The sequence below is a fragment of the Nonomuraea sp. NPDC050733 genome (genome assembly GCF_040654215.1).
Classification (GTDB): domain Bacteria; phylum Actinomycetota; class Actinomycetes; order Streptosporangiales; family Streptosporangiaceae; genus Nonomuraea.
Window position 1 is genome coordinate 460,544 of sequence record NZ_JBFAHO010000002.1, and the last position, 26,156, is coordinate 486,699.

Here is a 26,156-nt window from a genome sequence, read left to right on the forward strand (position 1 = left end):
TGAAGGAGCCATTCGATGACCGACACCCAGGGCCAGATCCTCGGCTTCGTCCGCGACAGGTACCCGCAGGCGGAGATCACCGAGTCACAGGACATCTTCGCGCTCGGCTTCGTGAACTCGCTGTTCGCGATGGAGCTGGTGATGTTCGTCGAGAAGACGTTCGGCGTGACCATCCCGAACGAGGAGCTGCGGATCGACAACTTCCGCACCGCGACCGCCATGTCCGAGCTGGTGAGCCGGCTCGTGGCCGAGCCGGCCGTCGCGTGACGGTCACCGGCGTGGCGCCGCCCGCCGCCGCTCCACCGGCTTCGCCGCCGGTGGGGCGGGTCACCGACCGGAGCACCGCGCGGGCGTTCGTCGACACCCACGTGATGCCGTACGCCGACGCCTACGACCGGGCGGGACGCGTGCCCGAGGAGCTGCTGCGGCGGGTGGCGGAGGCGGGGCTGTGGGCGCCGTTCCTGCCGGCCGCGGCGGGCGGCGCCGGGATGGACTGGGTGACGCTCGGCGCGGTCCACGAGGAGGTGGGCCGCGGCTGCTCGTCGCTGCGCAGCCTGCTCACGGTCCACACCATGGCGGCGTGGACCGTGCAGCGGTGGGGCAGCCCGGCGCAGCGCGAGCGGTGGACGCCCGCGTTCGCCGCCGGCGACAGCCTGGGCGCGTTCTGCCTTTCCGAGCCGGGCGCCGGCAGCGACACCTCCGGCATCACCACGACCGCCGCCGAGTCCGGCGGCGGCTGGGTGCTCAACGGCGTCAAGAAGTGGACGACCGGCGGTCAGCGGGCGGACGTGTTCCTCGTGTTCGCCCGCACCGCGTCCAGCATCGGCGCGTTCCTCGTGCCGAGGGACACGCCGGGCGTGGAGGTGCGGCCGATCGACGACATGCTCGGCACCCGCGCCTCCATGCTCGCCGAGATCAGCTTCACCGACGTCGCCCTCGACCGGGACGCGCTGCTCGGCCCGAGCGGCTTCACCGCCGGCATGGTGCTCACCGGCACCCTCGACCTCGGCCGCTACAGCGTGGCGGCCGGGTCGGTCGGCATCGTCCAGGCGTGCCTGGAGGCGTCGGCCTCCTACGCCGCGAGCCGCGAGGTGGGCGGCACGCCCCTGGCGAAGCTGCCGCTCATCCAGGCCAAGCTCTCCGACATGGTGACCGACGCGCGGGCGGCCCGGCTGCTGCTGGCCGAGGCCGGCCGCCTCAAGGACGCCGGCGAGGCGTCCACGATCATGGCGACGTGGGTGGCGAAGTACTTCGCCTCCACCGCCGCCGCCCGGCACGCCTCCGAGGCCGTGCAGATCCACGGCGCCAACGGGTGCAGCACCGACTACCCCGTGGCCCGCTACTACAGGGACGCCAAGGTGATGGAGATCATCGAAGGCAGCAACGAGATCCAGCGGATGACCATCGCTGGCCAGGCCGATCGGGAGAAGACCGGATGAGCGTGACCGCCGAGAGCCCGGACGCCGGCGTCGCCCTGCTTCCACGGAAGCCGGTGCAGGGCCGCATCAAGTGCATCGTGTGGGACCTCGACAACACCCTCTGGAACGGCGTGCTGCTGGAGGACGGCGAGGTGACCGTGCGCCCGGCCGTCGTCGAGCGCATCCACGAGCTGGACCGCAAGGGCATCCTGCACTCCGTGGCCAGCAAGAACGACCGGGACACCGCGCTGGCCAAGCTGCGCGCCCTCGGCCTGGAGGAGATGTTCCTCCACCCGCAGATCGGCTGGAACCCCAAGTCGGAGTCGATCCGGAACATCGCCAAGGCGCTCAACCTGGGCCTGGACGCGTTCGCGTTCGTCGACGACCAGGAGTTCGAGCGGTCCGAGGTGGCGCACGGCGTGCCGGAGGTCACCTGCGTCGACATCCTCGACCTGGAGGAGGCGCTGGCCCGGCCGGAGTTCCAGCCGCGGTTCGTCACCGACGAGTCGGCGCAGCGGCGCCACATGTACCGGGGGCAGATCGCCCGCGACGAGCTGGAGGAGGAGTTCGTCGGCACCAACGAGGAGTTCCTGGCCGGCCTGGAGATGGAGTTCACCATCGCCCCGGCCGCCCGCGAGGACCTCCAGCGGGCCGAGGAGCTCACCGTCCGCACCAACCAGCTCAACTCGACCGGCCGCACGTACTCCTACGACGAGCTGGACGAGCTGCGCGAGTCCGACGACCACCTGCTGCTGGTGGCCTCGCTCACCGACCGGTTCGGCAGCTACGGCAAGATCGGCCTGGCGCTGGTGGAGAAGGGCGAGGACACCTGGCGGCTCAACATGATGCTCATGTCGTGCCGGGTGATGTCGCGCGGCGTCGGCATGGTGCTGCTCAACCACATCATGCGGCTGGCCGCCGAGGCCGGCGTGGCGTTGCGCGCCGACTTCGTGGAGACCGGCCGCAACCGCATGATGCAGGTGACGTACGCGTTCGCCGGCTTCAGGGAGGCCGAGAGGAACGGCGCCCACGTGGTGCTGCAGGCCGACCTGAGCACGCTCCAGCCGCCCCCGTCGTACGTGCGGCTGGAGGTGAGGGCGGCATGACCGTCGGCGAGCTGCTGAGCGACGAGACGCTGGCGCGCTGGCTGCCGTTCCGCACGCAGACCGGCGCCGAGCCGGGCGCGCTGCCGATGTACTGCCTGCCGCACGCGGGCGGGGCCGCCTCGGCCTTCCGGGTGTGGCAGCGCAAGCTGCCCGGCGTCGCGGTGCAGCCGGTGCAGCCGCCCGGACGGGAGGCCCGGCACAAGGAGCCGCCGTACCTGCGGATGGAGCCGCTGGTGTCGGACCTCGCGGACGTCGTGCTCGCCGACGTGGAGCTGTCGGCGGCCGGCCGCAGGTACACCCTGTACGGGCACAGCCTGGGCGCGATCGTGGCGTTCGAGCTGGTCCGGGAGATCCGGCGGCGGGGTGGTCCCGAGCCGGTGCACCTGTTCGTGTCCGGCTCCGACGCCCCGCACGTCACCGAGGAGCCGGGGCCGCCGGTCGGCCGGATGAGCAGGCCCGAGCTGGTGCACCTGCTGCGCGCGCTCGGCGGGACACCGGAGTGGCTGCTGGCCGACCCGGAGGCGCTCGACATGGTGCTCCCGTCGGTGCAGGCCGACTTCACCGTCAAGGAGACGTACGTCTACCAGGACGAGCCGCCGCTCGACGTGCCCGTCTCGGCGCTGTGCGGGGAGACCGACCCGCGGGTGTCGCCGGTGAAGCTGGCCAGATGGCTGGACCAGACAGCCCGCGAGTTCACGCTGCACGGGTTCGACGGCGGGCACTTCGCGGTGTTCGAGCAGGCGCAGCGGACCCACCGGATCCTGGCGGAGGCGCTGCGGCCGTGGGTGTGACGGTCGGCCCGGTGACGGTGCGGGAGTGGCGGCCACTCCCGCACCGTCCGCGTGTGGAGGACGGGCCAGCGACCCGGCCGGAGGTGTGGCCGGAGGTGTGGAAGGTGCGGCTCGACCGGCCCGAGCGGGCGGAGTGGCGGGACTGGCTGTCCGCCGCCGAGCGGGACCGGGCGGGCCGCTTCGCCGACGCGGGGGAGCGCCGCCGGTACGTGGTGGCGCACGCCGCGCTGCGGTCCGTGCTGGGCGAGCTGTGCGGCCTGCCGCCGGGACGCGTCCGGCTCACCGCCGAGGCGTCCGGCCGGCCGTGCCTGGAGCCCGGCGACGGAGGGCCCGACTTCAACCTGTCGCACTCCGGCGGCTGGGCCCTGGTCGCCGTGGCGGCGCCCGGCACGCGGGTGGGCGTGGACGTCGAGCGCGTCCGCGCCGACCTCGACCACGTGGAGCTGGCCCGGCGCATGTACCAGCCGGAGGAGGCCGAGCGGGTGCGCGAGCGCGGTCTGGAGGAGTACTTCCGGCTGTGGACCGCCAAGGAGGCGTACGTCAAGGCCACCGGAGCCGGGCTCGCCGGCCTGCGCTCCTGCCTGGTGCGCGACACGGGAACGGGGAGCGGGACGGTCTCGTCCCGCTCCCCGCGTGAGGGGTGGCCGGTGCGGTGGCTCGACGTGGCCCCCGGCTACGCCGCCGCCCTGGTCACGACCGCTTCGACACCGGCACCACGTACCGGCTGAACACCAGGTCCCGCAGCACGTCGTCGCCGCCCTCCACGATCGACACGTACCGCATGTCGCGCGTCAGCTTGCCGATGACCGACTCGTGCGTGTAGCCGAGCCCGCCGAACATCTCCGACGCCGTCGAGGCGATCTGCCAGCCGGTCTGCCCGCAGAACATCTTCGTCGTCAGCGCCTGCTTCAGCGTGCCCGTGCGCAGGAACTCCTCGCCCGCGTCCGGCCGGGCCGCGATCGCGTCGTACGCCCGCGCCGCGGCCAGGCACTGGTTGGTCATCACCTCGATCTGCATCTCGAACTGCCCCAGCCGGGAGGCGAACACCGCGTTGCCCGTCAGCGGCGCCCCCTTCACCGACTTCGACTTGCCGTACTCCATGCACACGTCCCGGATCCGGCGGGCCACGCCGAGGGCCGTGGTGGCGATGAGGATGCGGCTGGCGTTCAGGCCCACCTCCAGCAGGCGCAGCCCGTTGCCGCGCAGCACGTTCGCCGCCGGCACGCGCACCCCCGACAGCGACACCTGGTACGTGGCCGACGAGCGCAGCCCGATGACGTCCCACCGCCTGTCCACGGTGACGCCCGGCGTGTCACGCGGCACGAGCACCGCCAGGTAGCCCGACGGGTCCTCCTGGCTGCGCGCGACCACCACGAGGAACTGGGCGAAGTCCGTGTTCGTGGAGAACGCCTTCTGCCCGTCGAGGACGACCGTGTCCCCCTCGACCCGCGCGGTCGTCGTCATGCGGGCCAGCTCGCTGCCGGCCGCGTGCTCGCTGCCGAGCGTGGCGGCGAAGCCGTTCTCCGCCACCAGCCGGCCGAGATACCGCTCCCTCAGCTCCTCCGAGCCGTACCAGGCGACCATGCTCGTCGTCAGCACCGGGATGAACAGCGTGAACGCCACCCCGGCGTCGGCGTAGGCCAGCTCGCTGGTGATGCGGACGCTCTCCTCCAGCCCGAGGCCGAGCCCGCCGTGTTCCTTGGGCAGCCACCAGTTGGCCAGCCCCGTCTCCGCGAACCGCGCGTAGAGGGGCAGCGGCGCCTCGGCCAGCGAGTCGAGGTAGGCGTCGTTCCCGGACAGCTCGCGCCGGGCGAAGCCCTGGACGGCGCGCAGGTACTCGGGCTGTTTCATCGGCTCCTCACTCCTGCCCGTCGCGCGTGTCCAGAAGCTCGGCGAGCTGGCGCACCGTCGGGCACTCCAGCAGGCCGGTGACCGGCACGGACGCGTTCAGCTGCTTGCGGACCCGGGTGGTGAGCTCGATCGCGAGCAGCGAGTGACCGCCCAGCTCGAAGAAGTTGTCCAGCGCGCCGATCGGCTCGATGCCGAGCACCCGCGACCAGATCGCGGCCAGCGTCGCCTCGGTGCCCTCGCGCGGCTCCACGTACGCGTTGTTCAGCTCCGGCCGCGGATGCCGCTCCTGGTCGTCGTCATCGTCTCCGGCCTCGTGGATGTCGCCGGTGACCCACTGCGCCAGCCGCGCCTCCAGCGGGCCGGTCGAGATCACGAAGTGCCCGGCCCGGTCGGCCGCCGACAGCGCCCGCTCCAGCACGTCCACGCCCTCGGCCGGGGTCATCGCGTAGTCGATCACCGCGCCGCTGTGCCCGGCCACCCGGTCGGGATCGATGTTCCAGGTGTCCCAGTCGACGGTCACCCACCGGCCGGCGCCCGCCGTGCGGGCCGCGCGGACGTACGCGTCCAGCGCCGCGTTGGCCGCCGCGTACGGCGCGAGCGTCATGCCGCCCAGCACGGCCGCGATGGACGACAGCGTGATGCGCCGGTCCGGGCAGCGCTCGCCGAGCACCTTCTGCAGCACGTGGAAGCCGGTGACCTTGGCCGCCAGGTGCGCGTCGCACTGCTGCCGGTCCATCAGGTGCGCGAAGTTGAAGTACGCGCCGTCCTGCACGCCCGCCCCGTGGACGACCACGTCGATCCCGCCGAACCGGCTCACGGCCTCCGCCACGACGGCGCGCATCGCCTCCTCGTCGGCCACGTCGGCCGACAGGGCGAGCACCGTCGCGCCCCGGCTCTCCAGGTCGCGGATGTTGCGGATGTGCCGGACCGTGCGCTCCGCCCCTGGCGGGGCCGCCGCGAGGAACGCGTCCCACTCCTCGCGCGGCGGCAGCGCCGAGCGGGCCGTCAGCACCAGCCGGCAGCCGTACGTGCTCGCCAGGTGCCGCGCGAGCACCAGGCCGACGTCGCCGAGACCGCCGGTGACGAGCACGGTGTCGCCGTCGCGGAAGCCGCGCTCGTCCGGGCCGGGCTCCTCCACCGGGTACTGCCGGTAGTCCCGCAGCCACGTCTCGCCCGCGCGCAGCGCCACCGGCCCCTCATGCGGGCAGACCGCAGCGGCCAGCACCTGCTCGGCCAGCGCCTCCCGGCCCGGGTCGGAGACGCTGTCGACGTCCACGTGCCGGCAGCGCAGCCGCGGGTTCTCCTGCTGGAGGCTGGGCGCGAGGGCGGCGAGCGTGGAGTGCTCCGGATGGCGCAGGTCGGCGCCGGACACGCTCACCGCGTGCGAGGTGAGCAGCACCAGCTCGGCACGGGGCGCCGACCCGGTGTTGTCGACCAGCTCCCGCGCGAGGGCCAGCGCGGAGTAGAAGCCGCGCGCCTGCTCGGCGGTGAAGTGCTCCACCGGGTCCGCCTCGGGCCCCGCCTCGGGGCTCGCCAGGCTGAAGCCGTGGACGATGGCGCGCGGCGCGGCCACCAGCGAGTAGAACAACTCCGCCACGTCGTCGGCCTTGCCCGGCCGGATCGTGAAGTCACCGTTGTCGTCCTGGCCGAACCGGTCGCCCGCGCGCACGGCCGTCACCTCGGCGCCCGCCCGCGTGAGCCGCTCCACCAGCGCCTCGCCCCGCTCCTCGCCGGCGAGCACCAGCCACGGGCCCGCCAGGCGCAGCCGCTCGTCGAGGCCGGCGAGGGGCAGCGGGTGCGGCCGCCAGGTCGGCAGGTACGTCCACCGGCCGCGGTCGAAGCTCTTCCCGGGGCCCTGCTGCTGCCCCTGGGCCTGCGCCGCCGGGTTCGGCTTGATCCAGAACCTGCGCCGCTGGAACGGGTACGTGGGCAGCTCCACGCGGCGGCCCCGGCCGCCGTGCAGCGCCGGCCAGTCGACGGCGGCGCCCGCCAGCCACAGCCGCGCGACCGTGGCCAGCAGCCACTCGGCGGCCGGGGTGTCACCGTCCGGCGCGACCACGACTTCCTCGACCTGCCCGGAGACCTGCCCCGGGACCGGCCCGGAGCCCTGCCCGGTGGCCGGTCCGGACGGCTCGCCCTTCACCACGTGCACGCCGACGCCGCCCAGCCCGTCGGCCAGCGCGGCCACCGCCTGCTCGCGGTCCCCGCCCGTCGCCTGAAGCCCGGTGGAGCCCGGCGGCAGGACCTTCTCACCGCCCGCGCCCGGCCGCAGGACCGTGTCCACGGCGGCCCGCAGCTCCGCCCACCACGCGGCCGGCGCCCCGGCGTCCGGGACGCTCAGCCGTACCTTCGGGTTGCGCCGCTGCGTCTTGCCGCCGATCCACCGCGACGGGTCGCCGAGCGCCGCCACCGCGTCGGCGCGGTCACGGCACACCACCGCGCGCCGCAGCGCGAAGCCGCCCCGCGACACCTGGAGCGTGAACGCCACGTCCGCGACGTCCTCGCCTCCCTCCTCCACGCCCCCCTCCTCCACGCCCGCCTCCTCCGCGAGGTGCGCGCGCAGCCGCTCGGTCGCGTCCGTGAGAGCCTGCTCGTCGGCCGCCGAGAGCACCAGCAGGTGCGGGCCCGGCCGCGCCGGCCGCGCCGGGCGGGGCGGCGCCTGCTCCAGCACCACGTGCGCGTTCGTGCCGCCGAGCCCGAACGAGCTCACCCCGGCCCGGCGCGGATGCGGCCCCGCCGTCCACGGCCGGTTCTCCGTCAGCACCGTGAACCGGTCCTGCGCGCCGGCCAGCGCCGGGTTCGGCGTCTCGTAGCCGGGGGTGCCGGGCAGCAGCTCGTGCTTCAGCGTCATCGCGGCCCGCATCAGGCCGGTCACCCCGGAGGCGCGGTCGAGGTGGCCCAGGCTCGGCTTCACCGAGCCCAGCACGCACGGCGTCTCCCGCGTCTGCGCGAACACCCGGTTCATCGCCGCCAGCTCGATCGAGTCGCCCAGCATCGTGCCGGTGGCGTGGCACTCCACGTACCCGACCGTGTCCGGCTTGACCCCGGCCACGCCGAGCGCCGACTCGATCACCTCCGCCTGCCCGTCCACGCCCGGCGCGGTGTAGCCGGCCCGCAGCCGGCCGTCGTTGTTGGCCGCCGAGCCCAGGATGACCGCGTGGATCACGTCGCCGTCGGCCAGCGCGTCCGACATGCGCTTGAGCGCCACCACCCCCGCGCCGCTGCCCATCACGGTGCCGCTCGCCTCGGCGTCGAAGCTGCGCACCCGGCCGTCGGGCGACATGATGCCGCCCTGCTCGTACAGGTAGCCGGACGGCTGCGGCAGCGGCGTGAACGCGCCGCCCGCCACGGCGATGTCGCACTCGTACGTCAGCAGGCTCTGGCACGCCAGGTGCACCGACACCAGCGAGGTCGAGCAGAACGTCTGCACCGACACCGCCGGCCCGCGCAGCCCCAGCTTGTACGACACCAGCGAGGCCAGCGAGTCGCGCTCGTTGCCCACGGCCATGAGCAGCGCGCCGCCCGGCTGGGTGGTGAGGTGCTGGATGTTCTGCACGATGTAGTCGGGGAAGCCGCAGCCGCCGAAGACGGCGACCTGGCCGGGCACGTCGGTCGGGCAGTAGCCGGCCGCCTCCAGCGCCTCCCACGAGCACTCCAGGAACAGCCGGTGCTGCGGGTCCATGGTCTCGGCCTCGCGCGGGTTGATGCCGAAGACCGTCGCGTCGAAGCGGTCGAGCCCGTCGAGCGGCCCGCCGACGCGCACGTAGCGCGGGTCGGCCAGCTTGCCCGGCTCGACCCCGGCCTCCCGCAGCTCCTCGTCGGTGATCGCGCGCAGGCCCTTCACGCCGGCGAGCAGGTTGCCCCACAGCTCGCCGACGCTGGCGGCGCCCGGGAAACGCCCGGACATGCCGATCAGCGCGACCGCGGAGTCGTAATCGGTCTCGGTCATGACGTCCTTCCGCTCTTGAGCATGGTGCGGCGCTGGGCGATGCGGGAGCGCTGCTGGTCACGGGCGTCGGCCGGTTGCTCCTCCGGCTCCTGGCCGGCGCGGGCCGCCTCCGCCAGGGAGGCGATGGTGGGCGCCTGGTAGAGGATGTGCGGCGGAAGGTAGGCCAGCTCCAGCGCCCGCCTGACCTCGGCGATGATCTCCATGCCGAGCAGCGAGTTGCCGCCCAGCTCGAAGAAGTTGTCGTGCACGCCGACCTGCTCCAGGCCGAGCGCCTCCGCCCACACGCCGGCGATGGTCTCCTCGGTGGGCGACTGCGGCTCGACGTACGCGGTGGACAGGTCGGGCCTGGGGTGCCGGCCGAACGCGTCGCGGATCTTCTTGACCGTCGCCTGGTGGCTCTCGATGGACGACTTGCGGCTCATCGCGACGAGCGGGGCGAAGTCCTGCGTGGAGGCCACCACGTGCTTCTCGCCGCTGGCCAGCACCCGCAGCAGCGTCTGCCAGCCCTGGTCGAAGGTGAGGCCGAAGTTCTCCCGGTACCAGGTGAAGTACTGCTTGGAGCCCTCGTCGTAGTTCTCCAGGCCGTCGGTCCAGCCGTTCCACGTCCACTCGCACCAGTCGACGGAGGTGACGGTCACGCCGGGCAGCTCGTCGCTGAGCGCGAACGCGTCGAGGAAGGCGTTGGCCGCGCAGTAGTCGACCTGGCCGGCGCCGCCGCCCGTCGCCGAGGTGGTGGACGAGTACAGCGCCAGGAAGTCGACCGGCACGTCCCGCAGCACCTCGGCCAGCGCGAGCGTGCCGCCGACCTTGGGGGCGAGCACGCGCTCGATGTCGGCGGCGGTCTTGAACTGCATGAGCCCGACCGCGGGCACGCCCGCGCAGTGCACGACGCCGTTCAGCTCGCCGAACCGGTCGAGCGCGGCCCCGACCGCGCGGCGCACGTCCTCGACGCGGGACACGTCGCCGGCGACGGTGACGACCTCGGCGCCCGCCGCCTCCAGCCGGCGCAGCCCCTCCAGGCGCCTGCGCACCTCACTGACCGTGCCCTCGGAGGCGAGGATCGCGTCCCACTGGTCGCGGGGCGGCACGGGGGTGCGGCCCAGCAGGACGAGCCGGGCCTGGAACTGCTCCGCCAGCCGCTCGGCCATGGCCAGGCCGATGCCGCCGAGCCCGCCGGTGACCAGGTACGCGCCGCCGGGCCTGACCTGCGCCACGGGCGGGGACTGCTCGATGACGGAGGCGTCGAGGACCTCGTAGTCGGGGATCCAGCGCCCGCCGCCGCGCAGCGCGACGACCTGGTCGGCCGGTTCGGCGCGCAGCTCGGCCAGCAGCGCGCCGGCGTTGAGGTCGCCCGGGTCCACGTCGACGAGGCGGGTGGTGACGCGCGGGTACTCGACGGGGATCAGACGCGTCGGGCCGAGCAGCGTGCCGCGGGAGGACACGACCCGGTCGCCGGGGTGGACCTTCTGGCCGCCGCTGGCGACGATGTCCAGCGACCAGCCGGGCAGGCCGAGGTCGCCGGCCGCCTTGGCGAAGCCGACCAGCGTGTGCAGGCCGCGCTGGAGGCATTCGGCGGCGGGCTGGTCGGGGTCGGCGCACCACAGGTGGACGACCCGGTCGGGCACCCGGTCGCTCGCCGCCAGCTCGCGCAGCACGGCCAGCGCGTCCTCGGGCGAGCCGGGCCGTACCGTGATGCCGTCCTCGCCGGAGGAGAACGCGTCGCCGGGCCGGACCGTCACCACCTCGCGGCCGGTCGCGCGCAGGTGCGCGAGCAGCGGCGCGGCGACGGCGTCGGCGACGCCCTCGGCGGTGTAGACGAGCCAGCGGGCGGCCTCGTCGGCGCGGGGCGGGCGGAGCGTGGTCTGCCGCCACACGGGCGTGTGGATCCAGCGGGTGTCGGGCAGCCGGGGGTACGCCTTGGCGATGCTCGTCGGGTCGCTCTCGTCGAACACCGGCGTGCTGGCGCCGCCGCCGAGGGCCGACTCGTCGATCTCCAGCCAGTACTCCTGGTGCTCGAACGGGTAGGAGGGCAGCGGCACGCGGCCGGGAGCCCAGCCGGTGTCCTCGTGCAGGGCGGCCCAGTCGACCGCCACGCCGGTGAGCCAGAGCCGGCCGACGGCGGTGGCCAGCGCCGCGCCCGTGTCCTGCTGGTCGTTGGCGCCGGGCAGCGTGGTGACGATGAGCGGCCACTGCGCGCGGTCGCAGGCGGGGTGGCCGCGGGTCAGCGCGCCCAGCGACTGGCCGGGGCCGATCTCGGCGAGCGCGAGGTCGGCGATGCCGAGCACCTTCTCCAGCGCCGCGCCGAACTCGACGGTCTCGCACATGTGCCGCGCCCAGTAGCCGGGGTCGGTGACGACCTCGGCGGTGGCGAGCTCGCCGGTCACGTTGCTCAGGTACGGCAGGGCCGGCGGGTTCAGCGTGACGTTGTCACTGATCCAGGCGGTCAGCTCGGCGGCGATCGGCTTGAGCATCCGCGAGTGGAAGGCGTGCGTGGTCTCCAGCCGCCGGTGGCCGATCTTCAGCTCGCGCAGCACGGCCATGGCGGCCTCGACCGCCTCGGCTGGGCCGGCGAGGACCGTCTGGGAGCCGGTGCGCACGGCGATGTCCAGCTCCTCCTCGTACAGGCCGCCGAGGACGGTCCGCAGCCGCCGCTCGTCGGCCGAGACGGCGAGCATCGCGCCCTCCGGCTGGGAGGTGATGAGCTTGGCCCGGTAGGCGACCAGCCGCAGCGCGTCGGGCAGCGACAGCACGCCGGCCAGGCAGGCGGCCACGTACTCGCCCAGGCTGTAGCCGACCATGATCTCCGGGGTGACGCCCCAGCGGATGAGTTGGCGGGCCAGCGCGTACTCGGCGACGAAGACGGCCGGCTGGACGAGGTGCGCCTCGGTGGTGGAGACGGGCGCGGCGGGCTCGGCACGGCCCAGCATCCGGGCGAGGTCGCCGCCGGCGGCGCCCCGCTCGGCCGGGGTGAACACGTCCGAGAGCTGCGCGGCCTCGGTCAGCCCGAGCACGGCCAGGCACTCGTTGACATCCGCGCGGAAGCCGGGCTCGTCCGCGTACAGGTCGGCGACCATGCCCGGGTACTGCTCGCCGACCCCGGCGATGAGGAAGCCGGTCCTGCGGCCCACGGTCGCGTCGTTGCGGCCGAGCGCCGCGGCGGGGTCGGCCAGGCGGGCCGCGGCCTCCTCGGTGGTGCCGGCGACGACGAACCTGCGGTGGTTGAACACCTTGCGCCCCACCTGGAGCGTGTACGCGACGTCGCCCAGGTCGTCGGCGGCGTCCGTGAGGCGCTCGGCCAGCCGGGCGAGGGAGCGGTCGGCGGCCTCGGCCGAGCGGGCCGACACAGGCAGGATCTGCCAGCGGCGCGAGCGCGGCCGGCGTGGCTCGGGCGCGGGCGCCTCCGTCACGATGACGTGCGCGTTCGTGCCGCCCATGCCGAGCGAGCTGACACCCGCGATGCGGGGCCGCTCGCCGGTGCGCGGCCACGGGGTGGGCTCGGCGGTCACGCGGAACGGGCTGTTGTCGAAGTCGATCTCGGGGTTGGGGGAGCGGTAGTGCAGGGTGCCGGGGATCAGCTCCTTGCGCAGCGACTGGACCACCTTGATCAGGCCGGTGACGCCGGAGGCGCGGTCGAGGTGGCCGACGTTCGGCTTGATCGAGCCGAGCAGGCAGTACTGCTTGTCCGGGGTGGCGCCGAAGGCGCGGGTCAGCGCGGCCACCTCCATCGGGTCGCCGACCTCGGTGGCGGTGCCGTGCGCCTCGACGTACGAGATCTGCGTGGGGTCGACCCCCGCCCGCTTGATGGCGGCGGAGACGCAGCGGCGCTGGCCGTCGACGCTGGGCGCGAGGTAGCTGAACTTCATCGCGCCGTCGTTGTTGATCGCCGAGCCGCGGATGACGGCGAGCACCGTGTCGCGGTCGGCCAGCGCGTCCGGCAGCCGCTTGAGCGCCACCACGGCGGCGCCGTCGCCGAACATGCTGCCCCGGCCCTCGGCGTCGAACGTGCGCACGTGCCCGTCGGGCGACTCCTGGCCGCCCTCCTCCCACAGGTAGCCGATCCGGTCGGGGATGCGTACGGACACGCCGCCGGCGATCGCCATGTCGCACTCGCCGCGCCGCAGACTCTCGCTCGCCAGGTGGACGGCCACCAGCGAGGTGGAGCAGAACGTCTGCACGGACAGGCTCGGGCCGTTCAGGTCGAAGCGGAAGGAGACGTTCGTGGCCAGCGAGTCCTTGTCGTTGCCGATCATCAGGGCGGAGGTGTCGATGCCCATCTCGAACGCCCTGAGCCGGGTCAGCAGGTAACCGCTGATGTTCATGCCGGCGAACACGCCCACGCTGCCCCGGCCCTCGGGAGCCGCGTACCCGGCGGACTCCAGGACCTCCCACACGCACTCCAGGAAGATGCGCTGCTGCGGGTCGGCGAGCGTCGCCTCGCGCGGGTTGTAGCCGAAGAAGCCGGCGTCGAAGCCCCGGATGTCGTCCAGGATGGGGCGCGAGCGCACGTAGTTCGGCTGCTGGAAGGTGGCGGGGCTCACGCCGGCGCTGATCAGCTCGTCGTCGGTGAACCTCGTGAACGACTCGACGCCGGTGCTGATGTTGCGCCAGAACGTCTCGACGTCGGCCGCGCCGGGGAACCGGCCGGACATGCCGATGATGGCGATGTCGGCGTCGCCGGCCGGATTTTGCTGATCCATCAAGGTGCCCCTCTTCACTGGAGTTGCCTTGCCGTTCGCTTCATGGGGGTCCGCCGCGCGTCACATGGGCCCGCCGCGGCCCCAGCCGCGGGCGAGCCGGCGGGCGGCGAAGGCGCCGGCCACCAGGCCGATCACCAGCAGGACACCGGCGGACGGCAGCGCGCCCGCCACGTCGCCGCGGACGGCGGCCTGCATCATGCTCAGCGCCCAGTAGCCGGGTGAGACGTGGGCGGCGATCTGGGCCCACTCGGGCATGAGACTCAGCGGTACGAGCGCCCCGCCCAGCGAGCTGAGTGTCAGCGCGCCCACGTCCGAGATCACGCTCAGCTCGCCGTGGCTGCGCACCACGGCGGCCAGGGCCGCGCCGATCGCCAGCAGCGCGAACGCCCACACCATGATGGCGAGCAGGACGTACACCGGGTTGGGCGGCACGGGCAGGCCGATGACGAGACAGCCGTAGACGAGCAGGAGCGTCTGCTGGACGACCATCACCACGAACAGCGGCAGGGTCTTGCCGACGACCAGCTCCGCGGCCGGCGCCCTGCTGACGCGCAGCCGGTCCCAGGTGCGCCAGGTGCGCTCCGACAGGATCGAGTTGCCGACCAGGGAGATGGCGAACACCGAGAACATCACCATCAGGCCCGTCGCGACCTGTGTGGCGCCGCCGTCCACGGCCCGCACGTACAGGGGCTTCAGCACCAGCATCAGCACCATGGGCATGACGACGTAGCTGATCATCTGCCCGGGGTCGCGCAGGCGCAGGGTGGTGTTGTGCCGGGCCAGCGCGCCGATCCGGTACGCGGCGTCCAGCAGGCGGGATGTACGGGGCGGCGACTCCGCGTGGTGGGCCGAGTCGCGGGAGGCCGAGTCAAGGAGCATCGTGGACCGCCAGGGAGCGATAGAGGTCGTCCAGGGACGGGTTGCGCACGTCCACCGCGCTGATCGGGCGGTCGATGCGGCGCAGCAGGTCGATCAGGGTGACGGTGGGCTCCGAGGTGGAGACGCTGACCTCCTCCTCGTTGGACAGGGTCACGCGCACCTCGCCCGGCAGGTCCTTCAGCAGCTCCTCGGACGTGCCCCGGGCGATGACCCGGCCGCCGCGCGCCACCGCGATCGTGGCCCGCATCTCGGTCAGCTCGGGCAGGTAGTGGGTGGTGTAGACGACGGCCGCGCCCTCGCCCGCGCGCTGCTTGACCACGTCGAGCATGGCCTGCCGGGTCTCCAGGTCGGCGCCCGCGGTCGGCTCGTCGAGCAGGAGCAGGGCCGGCCGGTGGACGAGCGCGCTGGCGGCCTGGGTGCGGCGCTGCTGACCGCCGGAGAGCTTGCCGGCCCGCCGGTCCATGATGCCGCCGAGGCGCAGCACGGTGCTCATGTCCTCGACGGCGTCGCGCAGCGCGACCCGCCGCAGGCCGGCGAGCCTGCCGTACAGCTCCAGGTGCTCGCGGACGGTGGCCGACGGGTAGAGGGCGATGTGCTGGGGTGCGACGCCCACCTCGCCACGGGTGGCCGAGGGCGGCCTGCCGTCGATGGTCACGTGACCGCTGTCGGGGCGGATCAGGTACGACACGATCTCGACGAAGGTCGACTTCCCCGCGCCGTTGTGCCCGACGAGCCCGACGATCTCGCCGGCGGCCACGCTCAGACTGAACCCGTCCAGGGCCTGGATGGTGCCGTACCGTTTGACGAGATCGGTTGCCACCAGCAACGTGTCACCTCCTCAGCCACCCCACGAATTGATGGAGTTAGGCGGATAAGTGCGGCAAACCTATGTTCCCTAGCACGATAGCGACGAATATCCCGACGCCTGGTGGCCAGTAATGACCGGCAAAACCGGCCAATTACAAGATGCTTCGTGTAATCCATTTGACCGTCTAATCTGACTGATATGCACGTAGGCTCGTTGATCGCAGCCGGCTACGACTGCGACATCTTCCAGGCGGGGCCCGGTAAGATCATCCGGCGCGCCCGCGAGGGCCGCAGCCTCGAACGTGAGGCGTCGGTCATGCGGCACGCCTGGCGCAACGGCTTCCCCGTGCCCCGGGTCTTCGACGCCGACGGTCCCGACATCCTGATGGAGCACGTCGAGGGGACGAGCATGCGGCAGGAGGCGGCCGAGCGGCCGGAGCGGATGCCCGCCCACGGGCGTCTCCTCGGCGACCTGCTGCGCGCGCTCGCCGCCGTGCGTGCCCCCGGCTGGCTCCAGGCCGCCGACGGCTGCCCCGGCAACCGGCTGCTCCACCTCGACCTGCACCCGGCCAACGTCCTGCTCACCGCCGACGGGCCCCGGGTCATCGACTGGGCCAACGCCGCGCGCGGCGCCCCGGGCGCGGACACCGCCTGCACCTGGCTCATCCTGGCCGCCGCGCCGGTGGGCGATCCGGCCGTGGAGGCGGGGCGAGAGGGGCTGCTGGAGGGCTTCCGAGACGGCGCGGACACCGAGGCCGCGCGGCCGTACCTCAGGGTGATGGGCGAGCGGCGCGGCGCGGACGGCAACGTCTCGGCGGAGGAGCGGGCGGCGATCGACCGCTTCCTGGCCCGCGAGGCCCCCTGAGGCGAGTGGACGGGCAGCACGACAGGCGACACCCGGGAAGGCAGGCAGATGGACGAGCGGCGCGAGGTACGGGCCTCCGACGGTGACCGGGAGGCGGCCGCCGAGCGGCTGCGGGTGGCGGTGGAGGAGGGCTGCCTCGACTTCGGCGAGTTCGACGAGCGGGTCGGGCTCGCGTACCAGTCCGTGACGCGCCGCGACCTGGCCGAGCTGGTCGCCGACCTCCCGGACCCCGGCCTGCCCGCTCCGGAACCGGCCGGCCCGCCGCCTGGACGGGCCTCCTTACCCGGCTGGCTCAAGGTGGCGTGGGCCGTCTGGGGCGTGGCCCTGGTCGTGAGCGTCGCGAGCTGGGTGGTGGAGGCGCTGTCGGACCCCTGCCCGGTGGAGTTCTCGCCCGGCGGCCTGGTGGGGCCGGCGGTCGTCCTGACCGTCCTGACGGTGATCCTGCGCCGCCGCTCCGCGCCCCCGTCGGCGGGCTGACCCTTGGACCCACGACCCGTGAACCCACGACCCCTCGACCCCCGTCCCGCTCCGGGACGGGGCCGGGCCCGCGCGGACCAGGCTTCGCAGTCCCGTCCCGCCCGCGCCACGCGCCCGGACCCCGCTCCCCGCCCGAAGCCCGCACCCCGCCCGGCCCCCGCACCCCGCCCCGCGTCGTCCTCGCGCCCTCCACGCGGAGAGGACCGCGCCGGAGGGCGACCCTCGGGAGCGGAACGCGCCGAGGGCCCCCGCCCCTTCGAGGGCCGGCCGGCCGAAGAGGGGAGTGCGGGGGACGGGCTTGTCCCCGGGCGCTCAGGGGGAGCCGGGGGAGGCCCCGGGCGGGTTGCCGAGCTGGACTTCGTGCGGGTGCTCGTGGTGGTCGGCCTCGTGCTGTTCCATTCGTCCCTGGTCTTCGACGTCAACGACGACTTTTATGTGAAAAATGCGGAAACCACCGGCATAACCACAATTTTCGCTGGTTTCGGCGTTTTATGGGCGATGCCGCTGCTGTTTCTCATCGCCGGCTTCGGCGCCTGGCACTCCCTCCGCCGGCGCGGCCCCGGCGGGTTCGCCCTGGAGCGGCTGCGCCGCATCGGCGTCCCCCTCGTGTTCGGGACGGCCGTGCTCGTGCCGGTGCCGCAGTGGCTGAGGCTGCGCGCCGACCCCGCCTACCACGAGTCGTACCTGGCCTTCCTGCCACGCTTCTTCGACATCCGGGTGGAGCCGTGGGAGTTCCCGTTCGTGCTGCAGGGCGACAGCTTCGAGACGGGTCACCTGTGGTTCCTCCTCCTGCTGCTCGCGTTCGCGCTCATGCTGGCGCCCGTGGTGCGCTGGGTCCCCGCCGCGTGCGCCCGGGCGCTCGGCGGCGGGCTCGCGGCGCTGGCGCGGCGGCCCGGCGCGGTGCTGCTGCTGCCGGCCCTGCCGCTGGCCCTGGTCAGCGCCGTGCTGGGGCTTGAGGAGGAGTACGCCGGCTGGAGCCGCTGGGCGTATCTGCTGTTCTTCCTCTACGGGCTGGTGCTCGCCTCCGACGAGCGGCTACGGGACGCCCTGCGCCGCGACAGGCGCGCGGCCGTGGTGGGCGGTCTGCTGCTGCCGATGGCCGGGCTGCCGCTGTTCCTGGTCGCGGAGGGTGACGCGTTCACGGACCTGAACCCGACGGCGATGGTCGCGCGCGCCCTGTACGGCGCCGCGGGCTGGTGCTGGCTGGTCGGCATCATGGCGCTCCTCGACCGCCGCCGCCCGTCCCAGGAGGCCGGGGGCGCCGGTGGGAGGCGGCTGTACGCCTACCTGTCGGAGGGGGTGCTTCCCCTGTATGTGCTGCACCAGCCGATCGTGGTCGTGGTGGCCTTCTGGGTGGTGCGCTGGCCGGTGCCGGGCCCGGTCAAGTTCGTGGCCATCGTGGCGATGTCACTGGTGCTGATCCTGGCCGCGTACGACCTGTTGGTGCGGCGCACGGCGGTGACGCGCTTCCTGTTCGGCATGCGCCCCGCCCGCCGCCGGGGGTGACGGGCGCGACGCGACCGGAACGGCCGACCCACGCGCCGCACGGGTGACCGTCACGGGGCGGGGAGTGCGGAGGTGCGGCCGGGACCGTCAGAGCGGGGCGCAGCCGGGCTGTGGTCGTCAGAATCGCTCGGGCAGGCCGGGCCAGCCGGACTCGAGGAGGTCGAAGACGGCGTTCATGGCGGTGAGGGGGTCGGGTTCCGTGCCCGCGAGGTCGGGGATCTCCAGCACGTAGCGCACCAGGGCGCGGATGGTCATGTCCGAGGGGTCCCGGCCGGTCTCGTCGGCGATCACCTTGGCCAGGGGCTCCTCGCCGGCGATCCAGAGCTTGCGCGAGTAGGCCCGCAGGGCGGGTGTGCTCACGATCAGGTCACGCAGGCGCCGGCGCTCGGAAGGCATGTCGGGGGTGAAGGGGCCCCGGCCGGCCATGAACCGGCGCAGGGCCGCCAGGATCGGCTGGCCGGCGGGCCGGTCGCGGACCGCGGCGACCAGGCCGGCGCGCCGTTCGGCGCCGTCGTCGAAGATCAGCGCTTCTTTGCCGTCCGGCACGTGCGCGAACAGGGTGGCGATGGAGACGTCCGCCGCGTCGGCGATCTGCGCCACGGTGACCTTGTCGTACCCGTGCTCCAGGAACAGCCGCCTCGCCGCGTCGGCCAGCGCCTGACGGGTCTGTGCCTTCTTGCGCTCGCGTCGCCCCATCGTCGTCGCCATGTCTTCATCCTAGATGGGACTAGAATGGCTCTAAAACTAGAGTGATTATGACTTTATAGTGATTCCATCTCCAGCAGAAAGCCGTCCTCCATGTCCTCCCACCACAGCCCCGACCCGGCCGAGGGTCACTGGGACGTCCATCGGCTGCCGCCCGCCGAGGGCAAGACCTTCCTGGTCACCGGCGGCAACGCGGGCATCGGGTACTTCGTCGCCGAGCAGCTCGCCGGCACCGGCGCCACCGTCGTCCTCGGCAGCCGCGACAGTGCGAAGGCCGAGGCCGCGATGGCGTCGATCCGCTCACGCGTCCCCGGTGCCCGCGTCAACCGCATCCCGCTGGACCTCGCCGACCTGCCCTCGCTCAAGGCGTCCGTGGACGCGCTGGAGTCGCACAGTCTCGACGCGGTCGTCCACAACGCCGGCGTGCTGCTCGACGAGCCGCAGCGCCGTGAGACCGGAGCCGGTCACGAGCTGATGTTCGCGACCAACCATCTCGGGCACTTCGCGCTGACCTGGTGGCTGGCGCCGCTGCTCACGGCCGCGCCCGCGAGCCGGGTCGTCACCACCGGCAGCTTCACGGCCAAGTCCGTGGACCTCGACGATCTCCAGAGCACGCACGGCTACCAGCCGAAACGCGCCTACGCACGGTCGAAGCTCGCGCAGATGCTCTTCGGCTTCGAGCTCGATCGCCGGCTGCGCGCCGCCGGCAGCACGACGCTGAGTGTGGTGGTCCATCCCGGTGGCGCGCTCGACTCCCTCACCCCTTCACGCCCGCCGATCCGTGTCCGGACCACCGGAGAGCGGCTGCGTGGCCTGCCCCTGGGCGTCCTCCTTCAGGGCAAGGAGGCCGCCGCGTGGTCCGCCGTCCGAGCGGTCCTCGACCCGTCCGTCCGGGGCGGCCAGTTGTGGGGACCCCGGGTGCTCGGGATCCGCGGCCTGCCCAGACCCGAGCCCGTACGGGGAGTCCTGGCCGACACCGAGCTCGCGGCCCGCGTGTGGGACGCGAGCCGCGACCTGACCGGCGTCGATCCGAGCTCCCGTTTCGGGTGATGCGGGCCGTGCCCCGGCTGTCCGGCCGTGGCGAGGTCGCCCCGGACCACGATGTCGAAGCGGTGGGCGTTCCACTGCTCCTCGTCTGCTGCTCGTCGAAGCTCCGCACGGAACGGCCGGCCCACGCGCCGGACGGGTGACCGTCACGGGGCGGCGGCGCGCACCCGTGCGTCGTCCACGCCCAGCGGCCCGGCCAGCGCCGGGTGCACGCGCCCGGGATCGACCGTGGTGATCGTGTACGCCGCGACCCCCGCCCGCACGAACGGGTCCCCGGCCGCGAGCCGCTCCACGGCCGCCCGCTCGCCGCGCGCCAGGATGACCCCGCCCTCGTCCGAGGGCACCGTCTGCCCCGACAGCAGGAAGACGCCCTCCCGGTGATGTCGTTCGAGGTATTCGACGTGCCCGGCGACGTGCGGGCCCGCCTCCTCCTCGGTCCCGAGGTAACGCAGGACGAGCAGGTGCAGCATCGGTTCTCCCTCCTGACCAGGGCGGCTCACCGGCCGGGACGGCTCAGCGTGGACATGCCCCACAACTCGGCTATGCGCCCGTCCCGTACGTGGAAGATCTCCAGCATCGCGGGCGGCGGCTGCCCGTCGCCGCCCGGTACGCCGTGCAGCGTCGTGCGCACGGCCGCCCGGTCCCCGTCCACGATCATGTCCTCGACGTCCACTCTGATGCCGGGGAACATGGAGTGCATCCCCGACCAGGCCCGCTTCACGTGCTCGACGCCGATCGTGCCCAGCGGGTGGCTGACGAAGTCCGCGGCGAAGACCGCGTCGGCCGCGTCCAGGTCGCGGGTGTTGAACGCCTCGTACATCCGCCGCGCGACGGCGCGCACCTGATCCGTCATCTCCACCACTCCTGTCGTCATGCTCGGCGTATGTTGGCGCGCAGCCGGGCCAGCACGCGCAGCACGGTCTCCTGGTCCTGGGGAGGGACGCCGTCGAGGAGCCGCGCCTGGTAAAGCCGGTGCGCGTCCGCCAGCCCGGCGGCCGCGCGCTCGCCCGCCGGGGCCGGGGTGAGACGGGCAAGGGTTTGACGCGCTCTCCGGGCTGAAGCCCGAAGATTCTGGCCTGTGCCGCCCCGTTCACGCGGCGGCACTTCCGTGGCTTCCTGTGTACTCCAGCATGTTCACCAACGCCGACCACCCGGCATCGTGCACGCTCTTGGCCAGCCTCGTGCGCGCCAGTGCGCCCACCGCCAGGTCCTCCACGAAGATCGCTTGGTTCTCGCGAACTATCCTGGTGGATTCCTGGTGGTGGAACTCGCGCCGCGCGTCGGCGACCCGTGCGTGCGCGCGGGCGACCTTGTGCCGGGCCTTGTCGCGGTTCTTGCTGCCCTTGTCTTTGCGGGACAGGGCGCGTTGAGCTTTCTTCAGCCGTTTCTCCGCCCGGCGCAGCAAGCGCGGAGAGTCGATCTTCGTTCCGTCCGACAGGACGGCGAAGTGCCCGAGCCCGAGGTCGATCCCGGCCTCGGCTTCGAGGACGGGCAGCGGTCGCGCGGTGACCTCGACCACGAACGAGGCGAAGTACCGGCCCGCCGCGTCCTTGACGACCGTGACCGAGGACGGGTCGGCAGGCAGGTCCCGTGACCAGCGCACCGCGACCTCACCGATCTTCGGCAGCAGCAACTTTCCACCTGCCGTCACCTTGAACCGGGCGTTCCTGGTGAACCGGATCGCCTGCCGATTGTCCTTCTTGGACCGGAACCGGGGCGGGGCCAGTTTCGGGCCCCTGCGCTTGCCCGACACCGATGCGAAGAAGTTGCGGAACGCCGTCGTGCAGTCGGCGAGCGCCTGCTGCAACACCACGGCTGACACCTCGCCCAGCCACGCCCGATCGGGGCGTTTCTTCGCCTCGGTGATGACCCGGCGCGACAGCTCAGCGTCGCTCACGAACGGCAACCCGCCCTCATGGGCGTCGTTGCGCATGCGCAGTGCGTCGTTGAACACCGTCCGGGCGCACCCGAACGCCCGGCCCAGCGCGATCCGCTGGGCGGGGGTCGGATCGATCCGGTAGCTGTACCGCAACTGCACCCGACCATCATACAGTTGGGCTATGGCCGAGCCCAGCGATATCAGAACCGGCAGACACTGCCTTTTCGTGCTCCACGCTCATTTGGTTTTCGTGACGAAGTTCCGGCATCCAGTGTTCACCGACGCGCACCTGACCCGCCTGGAAGAGATCATGCGGGCCGTCTGCGCCGACTTCGAGACCGACCTGGCCGAGTTCAACGGCGACAACAACCACGTCCACCTGCTGGTCAACTTCCCACCCAAGATCGCCCTGTCGAAACTGGTCAACAGCCTCAAAGGTGTGTCCTCGCGGCGCATGCGACAGGAGTTCCCCGAACTGGCCCCCCACTACTACCGGGCCAACAAACTGTGGTCGGGCTCCTACTTCGCCGGTTCGGTGGGCGGCGCGCCGATCAGCGTCCTGCACCAGTACATCGAACAGCAGAACCAGCCCGCCTGAACGGATGGACACCGGCCCGCCCGGCGGCGAACCGGCTGCTCCTGCCCCGCCACGCCAGACGGTCGGCCTCACCCCCGAGCTGAAGCCCGGAGCACTGCCGACAATTCTGGTAGCGGTTGTCCCGCGGGTTCAGGCGCCGGGCGACCGTCCCGTCGGCCTCGAATGCCTTGACCAGCCGTGTGACGCTTCGCCGCCAGGCTGGCCCGGTGGGGCATCGACGCGCACATGGGACGGCTGTTCGGCCTGGCCAACCAGATCGTGCTGGCTGCTCTGACCGCCGGGCTGATGCTCCTGATCGGGTACGGTTGCGGCTACTGGTTGTCGACCTCCTTGACCAGGTGCCCGTCCCCGGGCTTGCCTGGCCAGGCGAATTCCAGGGGGCCGGACAGGTGCGCGCCGCGCGGCCCGGGCGATGGCGTCCACCGTCGTGTCGCCCGCCGTCGCGCCGTGTCCGCCATGGCCGCGGCGTCCGCTCTGGGAGGTGTGCGCGGCGTGGTCGCCCGAGAACGCCGACAGGCCGGGCGTGGACCAGTCGAGCGCGGTGCGCAACTCGTCCACGTTCTCGCCCGCGTACTTCGACCAGGTCAGGCCGGTGGCGGACGGCCCCATGGGGGGAACTCACCGAGGGGCCTGGGGAGAACCGGTGGTGCATGCCGTACTGGGCGGTCAAGCAGGCGGTCATCAGCGTGCCGGGATCGCGTCGCCGGCTCGTGAGCGCGAACGCCCCGCACCACGTCGCCACCATGGCCGTCGCCAGCGTGGGGACGTCCACGGCGGCGCCGGCGGTGAGCGTGTGCAGGCCCGCGGACAGCAGCACGCAGACCATCGCGAAGACGCCGGCGCGTACGGCCCGCAGAGCCGGCCGCGTGACCGGCGTGTCGGCTCCGGCGGTGTGATGGTGGGGACGGGCGCCGCTTCCGCACCGGGAAGCCACGCCCATCCCGCCACCGTTCCGCTCCTTTCTCGGCGTGTACCCGAACCGAACGCCCGAAGACTCGACCCCCCGGGGACCGGCGCCTCGCCCGAGAGGTTGCCCGGCCCCCGAGATGGGATCGCCTTCGCGTGGAGATACGGCCCCACTCGCGTTTCGGCTCAATTCCGGAACGACCCATCAGACAGGACGCGGTCCGAGGCGGGCCAGGCGGTTGCGGACCCCCTCGAAGTGGGCCTCGACCGCCGCCGTGGCCGCCGCCCGGTCGCCCGCCGTGACCGCCGCCAGGATGTCGCGGTGCCGCCTGGCCACGTCCGCCGGCGCCTCGTCCGGCGTGCCGATCTCGTCGCGGAGCTGGTGGTAGACGTCCCAGAACGCTCCGAGGAGCTGGCTCACCAGCGGATTGCCGAGCGGGCGGTAGAGCAGGTCGTGGAAGAGCCGGTCCGTCTCGGGAGGGACCGCCCCGACCTGGGCCTCGGCCTCCATCCGGGCCATCACCTCGGTCACCGGCGCGAGGTCGGCCGCGTCGCCGAGGTCGATGAGACGCACCACCAGGCCGCTCTCCAGGACCTCCCGGATCTCGGTCAGGTGGCCGAGATGGTTGCGGCCGTCCTGGAGCGTGATGCGGCTGTGGAAGGCCAGCTCGTCGACCAGGCCCGCGAGCGACATGCGCCCGACGAACATCCCGAACCCGTGGCGGATCTCCACGATGCCGACCGCCTGGAGAGCCTTCAGTGCCTCCCGGACGGAGTTGCGGCTGATGTCCAGCTCCTCCATCAGCTCCGACTCGGTCGGCAGCGGGTCGCCCGCGACCAGCCCGCGCCTGAGAATCAGTTCCTTGACGCCCTCTTGGGCCTCCACGGCCCGGCTGAGCCGGGAGCGCGGGACAGTCGTCATGAAGAATCCCTCTCTGGTTGGCGCTTAGGTAACATTCCGGAAATCTCCTGTTGACCTCAAGCGCTCCCCGCCTCTAGCGTCCACGTTACGCACAAGATAGGACATGGGATGTCCCATGTTCTACCATTCAGGAGGCATCTGTGAGCTCTGACCTCAGCCGCCGCGACTTCCTGCGTTACAGCGGGGCAACGGGGGCGGCGGCGTTCATCGCGGCCACCCTCGCCGCCTGCTCGGGAGGCCCCGCCTCCACGGGCTCGGTCGGGGCCGGCTCGAACAAGGACCTCATCACCGCCGTCATCGGGTACGGCAACGACCAGAGCTGGGACCCCACCCAGACGGCCTCGGCCTTCGCCGTGGCCGGCATCACCCACGTCTACGAGGGCCTGCTCGACACCGACCCGATCACCCGCGAGCCGTACCCGGCGCTGGCGACCGCGCTGCCGTCGGACCTGAACGCGACCACCTGGAAATTCACCCTGCGCGACGGCGCCAAGTGGCACGACGGGCAGCCCGTCACCGCCGACGACGTCGTCTTCACCTACCAGCGGGTCCTCGACCCGGAGGCCAACGTCCTCGTCGGCAACTTCTTCCGGAGCTGGCTCCAGGAGGTCAAGAAGGTCGACGACCGGACCGTGGAGCTGGTCTTCAAGTTCCCCTTCCCCGACGCCGCCCCCCGCCTCACGATCGCCAAGATCATGCCCAAGCACGTCTTCGGCCAGCCGGGCGCCTGGGACGCCGCCAAGGGCGGCAAGGCCGTCGGCTCGGGGCCGTACAAACTGACCGCGCACAACCCCAAATCCAACACCACCTTCGAGGCGTTCGACGGCTACAACGGGCCCCGCCCGGCCGCGGCCAAGAAGATGAACTGGCTGAGCATCGTGGACGCCTCCGCCCGGGTCGCCAAGATCTCCGGCTCGTCCGCCGAGGCGCAGATCGCCGACAACATCCCGTACGCCAACGTGGACCAGCTCAAGCAGCAGGGGCTCACGGTGGAGGGCGGCGCCGGCATGAACCACCTGTTCCTCATGTTCAACACCGGCGCGAAGCCGTTCGACGACGTCCGCGTCCGCCAGGCCCTGCACTACGCGATCGACAAGCGCAAGCTCATCGACGTCGCGCTCAAGGGCCACGGCACCGCCTCCAGCTCCTTCCTCAACGAGGGCCACCCCGACCACAAGCGGGCCGCGGTCGTCTACGACTACGACCCCGACAAGGCCAAGGCGCTGCTCAAGGAGGCCGGGGTGAGCGGCCTGACGGTCAACCTCATGTCGGTGAACGTGAGCTGGCTCGTGGACTGCCTGCCCACCATCGCCGCCTCCTGGGAGGCCATCGGCGTAAAGACCACGCTGGAGCCGCAGGACACGGCCGCGCTGTTCGCCAAGATGGACCAGTTCCAGGAGTACCAGGTGGTCGCCGCCGCCTCGAACCCCAACCAGTTCGGCATGGACGCCGACCTGATCATGCGCTACAACTACGTCTCCGGCGGCCTGTGGATGAAGTACAGCCACTTCGAGGGCAGCAAGGCCGCCAAGGCGCTGTTCCCCATGATGGACGAGGCCACCAAGGAGCCCGACAGGACGAAGAAGGCCGAGCTGCTCCACAAGTACCTCGACCTGATCGCCGAGCAGGCCGTCGTCTACCCGGTCGTGCACACCGAGGTGATGACCGCGTGGGACCCGAAGAAGCTGTCCGGCGTGCGCGCGCAGCCGTACCCGGGCATCAACCTGCTCCAGACCAAGCGCGTCTGAGCCGC

The 26,156-nt window shown here is 72.6% G+C and carries 23 protein-coding genes; 13 read left to right on the plus strand and 10 right to left on the minus strand.

The annotated features are described in order from the left end of the window. The first annotated feature begins 15 nt into the window (after positions 1 to 15). From AB0H64_RS05610 to AB0H64_RS05630, 5 genes are read left to right on the plus strand one after another with little or no spacing between them, the layout of a single operon-like run. Positions 16 to 267 carry an acyl carrier protein gene (locus AB0H64_RS05610; RefSeq protein ID WP_310713276.1) on the plus strand — a complete coding sequence of 84 codons (252 nt, stop codon included), beginning with the start codon at positions 16 to 18 and terminating at the stop codon, positions 265 to 267. Further along, positions 264 to 1,439, plus strand: a complete 1,176-nt coding sequence (locus tag AB0H64_RS05615) for an acyl-CoA dehydrogenase family protein (protein ID WP_357620430.1) — start codon at positions 264 to 266, stop codon at positions 1,437 to 1,439. Before AB0H64_RS05610 ends, AB0H64_RS05615 begins: the two co-directional genes overlap by 4 nt. Then, entirely contained in the window at positions 1,436 to 2,524 is a 1,089-nt protein-coding gene (locus AB0H64_RS05620) for an HAD-IIIC family phosphatase (protein WP_357620432.1), read from the plus strand. Before AB0H64_RS05615 ends, AB0H64_RS05620 begins: the two co-directional genes overlap by 4 nt. Continuing rightward, on the plus strand, positions 2,521 to 3,315 hold the full coding sequence (locus AB0H64_RS05625) for an alpha/beta fold hydrolase (protein WP_357620434.1): 795 nt from the start codon (positions 2,521 to 2,523) through the stop codon (positions 3,313 to 3,315). Before AB0H64_RS05620 ends, AB0H64_RS05625 begins: the two co-directional genes overlap by 4 nt. A 53-nt stretch (positions 3,316 to 3,368) precedes the next feature. Further along, positions 3,369 to 4,043: a 4'-phosphopantetheinyl transferase superfamily protein gene (locus AB0H64_RS05630; RefSeq protein ID WP_357620436.1), complete on the plus strand. Its 675-nt coding sequence runs from the start codon at positions 3,369 to 3,371 to the stop codon at positions 4,041 to 4,043. On the opposite strand, the gene AB0H64_RS05635 is transcribed toward AB0H64_RS05630, so the two are convergent. From AB0H64_RS05635 to AB0H64_RS05655, 5 genes are read right to left on the minus strand one after another with little or no spacing between them, the layout of a single operon-like run. Then, positions 4,006 to 5,166 carry an acyl-CoA dehydrogenase family protein gene (locus tag AB0H64_RS05635; protein ID WP_357620438.1) on the minus strand — a complete coding sequence of 387 codons (1,161 nt, stop codon included), beginning with the start codon at positions 5,164 to 5,166 and terminating at the stop codon, positions 4,006 to 4,008. The two genes, AB0H64_RS05630 and AB0H64_RS05635, sit on opposite strands and share 38 nt — an antisense overlap. 7 nt (positions 5,167 to 5,173) lie before the next feature. Further along, positions 5,174 to 9,115 (minus strand): SDR family NAD(P)-dependent oxidoreductase, encoded by a 3,942-nt coding sequence (locus AB0H64_RS05640; protein WP_357620440.1) that lies wholly within the window; start codon positions 9,113 to 9,115, stop codon positions 5,174 to 5,176. Further along, positions 9,112 to 13,812 carry an SDR family NAD(P)-dependent oxidoreductase gene (locus AB0H64_RS05645; RefSeq protein WP_357620442.1) on the minus strand — a complete coding sequence of 1,567 codons (4,701 nt, stop codon included), beginning with the start codon at positions 13,810 to 13,812 and terminating at the stop codon, positions 9,112 to 9,114. The genes AB0H64_RS05640 and AB0H64_RS05645 overlap by 4 nt, the downstream gene beginning before the upstream one ends. Before the next feature lie 60 nt (positions 13,813 to 13,872). After that, the gene (locus tag AB0H64_RS05650) at positions 13,873 to 14,691 is read right to left on the minus strand and encodes an ABC transporter permease (RefSeq protein WP_357620444.1); all 819 of its coding nucleotides are present in this window, start codon (positions 14,689 to 14,691) and stop codon (positions 13,873 to 13,875) included. Then, positions 14,681 to 15,511 (minus strand): ABC transporter ATP-binding protein, encoded by an 831-nt coding sequence (locus tag AB0H64_RS05655; RefSeq protein ID WP_357620446.1) that lies wholly within the window; start codon positions 15,509 to 15,511, stop codon positions 14,681 to 14,683. Before AB0H64_RS05655 ends, AB0H64_RS05650 begins: the two co-directional genes overlap by 11 nt. A 186-nt stretch (positions 15,512 to 15,697) precedes the next feature. Between AB0H64_RS05655 and AB0H64_RS05660 the strand changes: the two genes are divergently transcribed. The 3 genes from AB0H64_RS05660 to AB0H64_RS05670 all read left to right on the plus strand — a co-directional run bounded on the left by AB0H64_RS05660 (position 15,698) and on the right by AB0H64_RS05670 (position 18,346). After that, positions 15,698 to 16,363 carry a phosphotransferase gene (locus AB0H64_RS05660; RefSeq protein ID WP_357620448.1) on the plus strand — a complete coding sequence of 222 codons (666 nt, stop codon included), beginning with the start codon at positions 15,698 to 15,700 and terminating at the stop codon, positions 16,361 to 16,363. A gap of 48 nt (positions 16,364 to 16,411) precedes the next feature. Continuing rightward, positions 16,412 to 16,840: a DUF1707 domain-containing protein gene (locus tag AB0H64_RS05665; RefSeq protein WP_357620450.1), complete on the plus strand. Its 429-nt coding sequence runs from the start codon at positions 16,412 to 16,414 to the stop codon at positions 16,838 to 16,840. Positions 16,841 to 17,191: 351 nt separating this feature from the next. Further along, positions 17,192 to 18,346, plus strand: a complete 1,155-nt coding sequence (locus AB0H64_RS05670; protein ID WP_357620801.1) for an acyltransferase family protein — start codon at positions 17,192 to 17,194, stop codon at positions 18,344 to 18,346. Positions 18,347 to 18,463: 117 nt separating this feature from the next. Here AB0H64_RS05670 and AB0H64_RS05675 read toward each other — a convergent pair whose 3' ends face one another. Further along, a complete protein-coding gene (locus AB0H64_RS05675) occupies positions 18,464 to 19,054 on the minus strand; it encodes a TetR family transcriptional regulator (RefSeq protein WP_357620452.1) in 591 nt (196 codons plus the stop codon). A gap of 90 nt (positions 19,055 to 19,144) precedes the next feature. Here AB0H64_RS05675 and AB0H64_RS05680 point away from each other — a divergent pair, with 90 nt between their 5' ends. After that, a complete protein-coding gene (locus AB0H64_RS05680; RefSeq protein ID WP_357620454.1) occupies positions 19,145 to 20,101 on the plus strand; it encodes an SDR family NAD(P)-dependent oxidoreductase in 957 nt (318 codons plus the stop codon). 143 nt (positions 20,102 to 20,244) lie between these two features. Here AB0H64_RS05680 and AB0H64_RS05685 read toward each other — a convergent pair whose 3' ends face one another. From AB0H64_RS05685 to AB0H64_RS05695, 3 genes are all read right to left on the minus strand, one after another. Next, a complete protein-coding gene (locus tag AB0H64_RS05685) occupies positions 20,245 to 20,568 on the minus strand; it encodes a YciI family protein (protein ID WP_357620456.1) in 324 nt (107 codons plus the stop codon). Positions 20,569 to 20,594: 26 nt separating this feature from the next. Beyond that, positions 20,595 to 20,972: a nuclear transport factor 2 family protein gene (locus tag AB0H64_RS05690; protein ID WP_357620458.1), complete on the minus strand. Its 378-nt coding sequence runs from the start codon at positions 20,970 to 20,972 to the stop codon at positions 20,595 to 20,597. Positions 20,973 to 21,188: 216 nt separating this feature from the next. Then, positions 21,189 to 22,136 (minus strand): transposase, encoded by a 948-nt coding sequence (locus AB0H64_RS05695; protein WP_357620460.1) that lies wholly within the window; start codon positions 22,134 to 22,136, stop codon positions 21,189 to 21,191. Positions 22,137 to 22,158: 22 nt separating this feature from the next. On the opposite strand from AB0H64_RS05695, the gene tnpA reads away from it, so the two are divergent. From tnpA to AB0H64_RS05710, 3 genes are all read left to right on the plus strand, one after another. Then, complete coding sequence (tnpA, locus tag AB0H64_RS05700; RefSeq protein WP_357620462.1) at positions 22,159 to 22,575, plus strand: IS200/IS605 family transposase; 417 nt, start codon at positions 22,159 to 22,161, stop codon at positions 22,573 to 22,575. Positions 22,576 to 22,773: 198 nt separating this feature from the next. Continuing rightward, positions 22,774 to 23,289, plus strand: coding sequence for a hypothetical protein (locus AB0H64_RS05705; RefSeq protein ID WP_357620803.1), 516 nt, complete (start codon positions 22,774 to 22,776; stop codon positions 23,287 to 23,289). Further along, complete coding sequence (locus AB0H64_RS05710; protein WP_357620464.1) at positions 23,226 to 23,471, plus strand: hypothetical protein; 246 nt, start codon at positions 23,226 to 23,228, stop codon at positions 23,469 to 23,471. Before AB0H64_RS05705 ends, AB0H64_RS05710 begins: the two co-directional genes overlap by 64 nt. 215 nt (positions 23,472 to 23,686) lie before the next feature. Here AB0H64_RS05710 and AB0H64_RS05715 read toward each other — a convergent pair whose 3' ends face one another. Then, positions 23,687 to 24,403: an FCD domain-containing protein gene (locus tag AB0H64_RS05715; protein ID WP_357620466.1), complete on the minus strand. Its 717-nt coding sequence runs from the start codon at positions 24,401 to 24,403 to the stop codon at positions 23,687 to 23,689. 140 nt (positions 24,404 to 24,543) lie between these two features. Here AB0H64_RS05715 and AB0H64_RS05720 point away from each other — a divergent pair, with 140 nt between their 5' ends. Continuing rightward, positions 24,544 to 26,151, plus strand: coding sequence for an ABC transporter substrate-binding protein (locus AB0H64_RS05720; RefSeq protein ID WP_357620468.1), 1,608 nt, complete (start codon positions 24,544 to 24,546; stop codon positions 26,149 to 26,151). The last annotated feature ends 5 nt before the right edge of the window (positions 26,152 to 26,156 follow it).

Bases quoted from the DNA above. Each gene is read 5' to 3' on its own strand.
- AB0H64_RS05610 (WP_310713276.1), top strand. From the start codon at position 16: ATGACCGACACCCAGGGCCAGATCCTCGGCTTCGTCCGCGACAGGTAC.
- AB0H64_RS05620 (WP_357620432.1), top strand. From the start codon at position 1,436: ATGAGCGTGACCGCCGAGAGCCCGGACGCCGGCGTCGCCCTGCTTCCA.
- AB0H64_RS05625 (WP_357620434.1), top strand. From the start codon at position 2,521: ATGACCGTCGGCGAGCTGCTGAGCGACGAGACGCTGGCGCGCTGGCTG.
- AB0H64_RS05635 (WP_357620438.1), bottom strand. From the start codon at position 5,166: ATGAAACAGCCCGAGTACCTGCGCGCCGTCCAGGGCTTCGCCCGGCGC.
- AB0H64_RS05640 (WP_357620440.1), bottom strand. From the start codon at position 9,115: ATGACCGAGACCGATTACGACTCCGCGGTCGCGCTGATCGGCATGTCC.
- AB0H64_RS05645 (WP_357620442.1), bottom strand. From the start codon at position 13,812: ATGGATCAGCAAAATCCGGCCGGCGACGCCGACATCGCCATCATCGGC.
- AB0H64_RS05650 (WP_357620444.1), bottom strand. From the start codon at position 14,691: ATGCTCCTTGACTCGGCCTCCCGCGACTCGGCCCACCACGCGGAGTCG.
- AB0H64_RS05660 (WP_357620448.1), top strand. From the start codon at position 15,698: ATGCACGTAGGCTCGTTGATCGCAGCCGGCTACGACTGCGACATCTTC.
- AB0H64_RS05665 (WP_357620450.1), top strand. From the start codon at position 16,412: ATGGACGAGCGGCGCGAGGTACGGGCCTCCGACGGTGACCGGGAGGCG.
- AB0H64_RS05675 (WP_357620452.1), bottom strand. From the start codon at position 19,054: ATGGCGACGACGATGGGGCGACGCGAGCGCAAGAAGGCACAGACCCGT.
- AB0H64_RS05680 (WP_357620454.1), top strand. From the start codon at position 19,145: ATGTCCTCCCACCACAGCCCCGACCCGGCCGAGGGTCACTGGGACGTC.
- AB0H64_RS05685 (WP_357620456.1), bottom strand. From the start codon at position 20,568: ATGCTGCACCTGCTCGTCCTGCGTTACCTCGGGACCGAGGAGGAGGCG.
- AB0H64_RS05690 (WP_357620458.1), bottom strand. From the start codon at position 20,972: ATGACGACAGGAGTGGTGGAGATGACGGATCAGGTGCGCGCCGTCGCG.
- tnpA (WP_357620462.1), top strand. From the start codon at position 22,159: ATGGCCGAGCCCAGCGATATCAGAACCGGCAGACACTGCCTTTTCGTG.
- AB0H64_RS05710 (WP_357620464.1), top strand. From the start codon at position 23,226: ATGCCGTACTGGGCGGTCAAGCAGGCGGTCATCAGCGTGCCGGGATCG.
- AB0H64_RS05715 (WP_357620466.1), bottom strand. From the start codon at position 24,403: ATGACGACTGTCCCGCGCTCCCGGCTCAGCCGGGCCGTGGAGGCCCAA.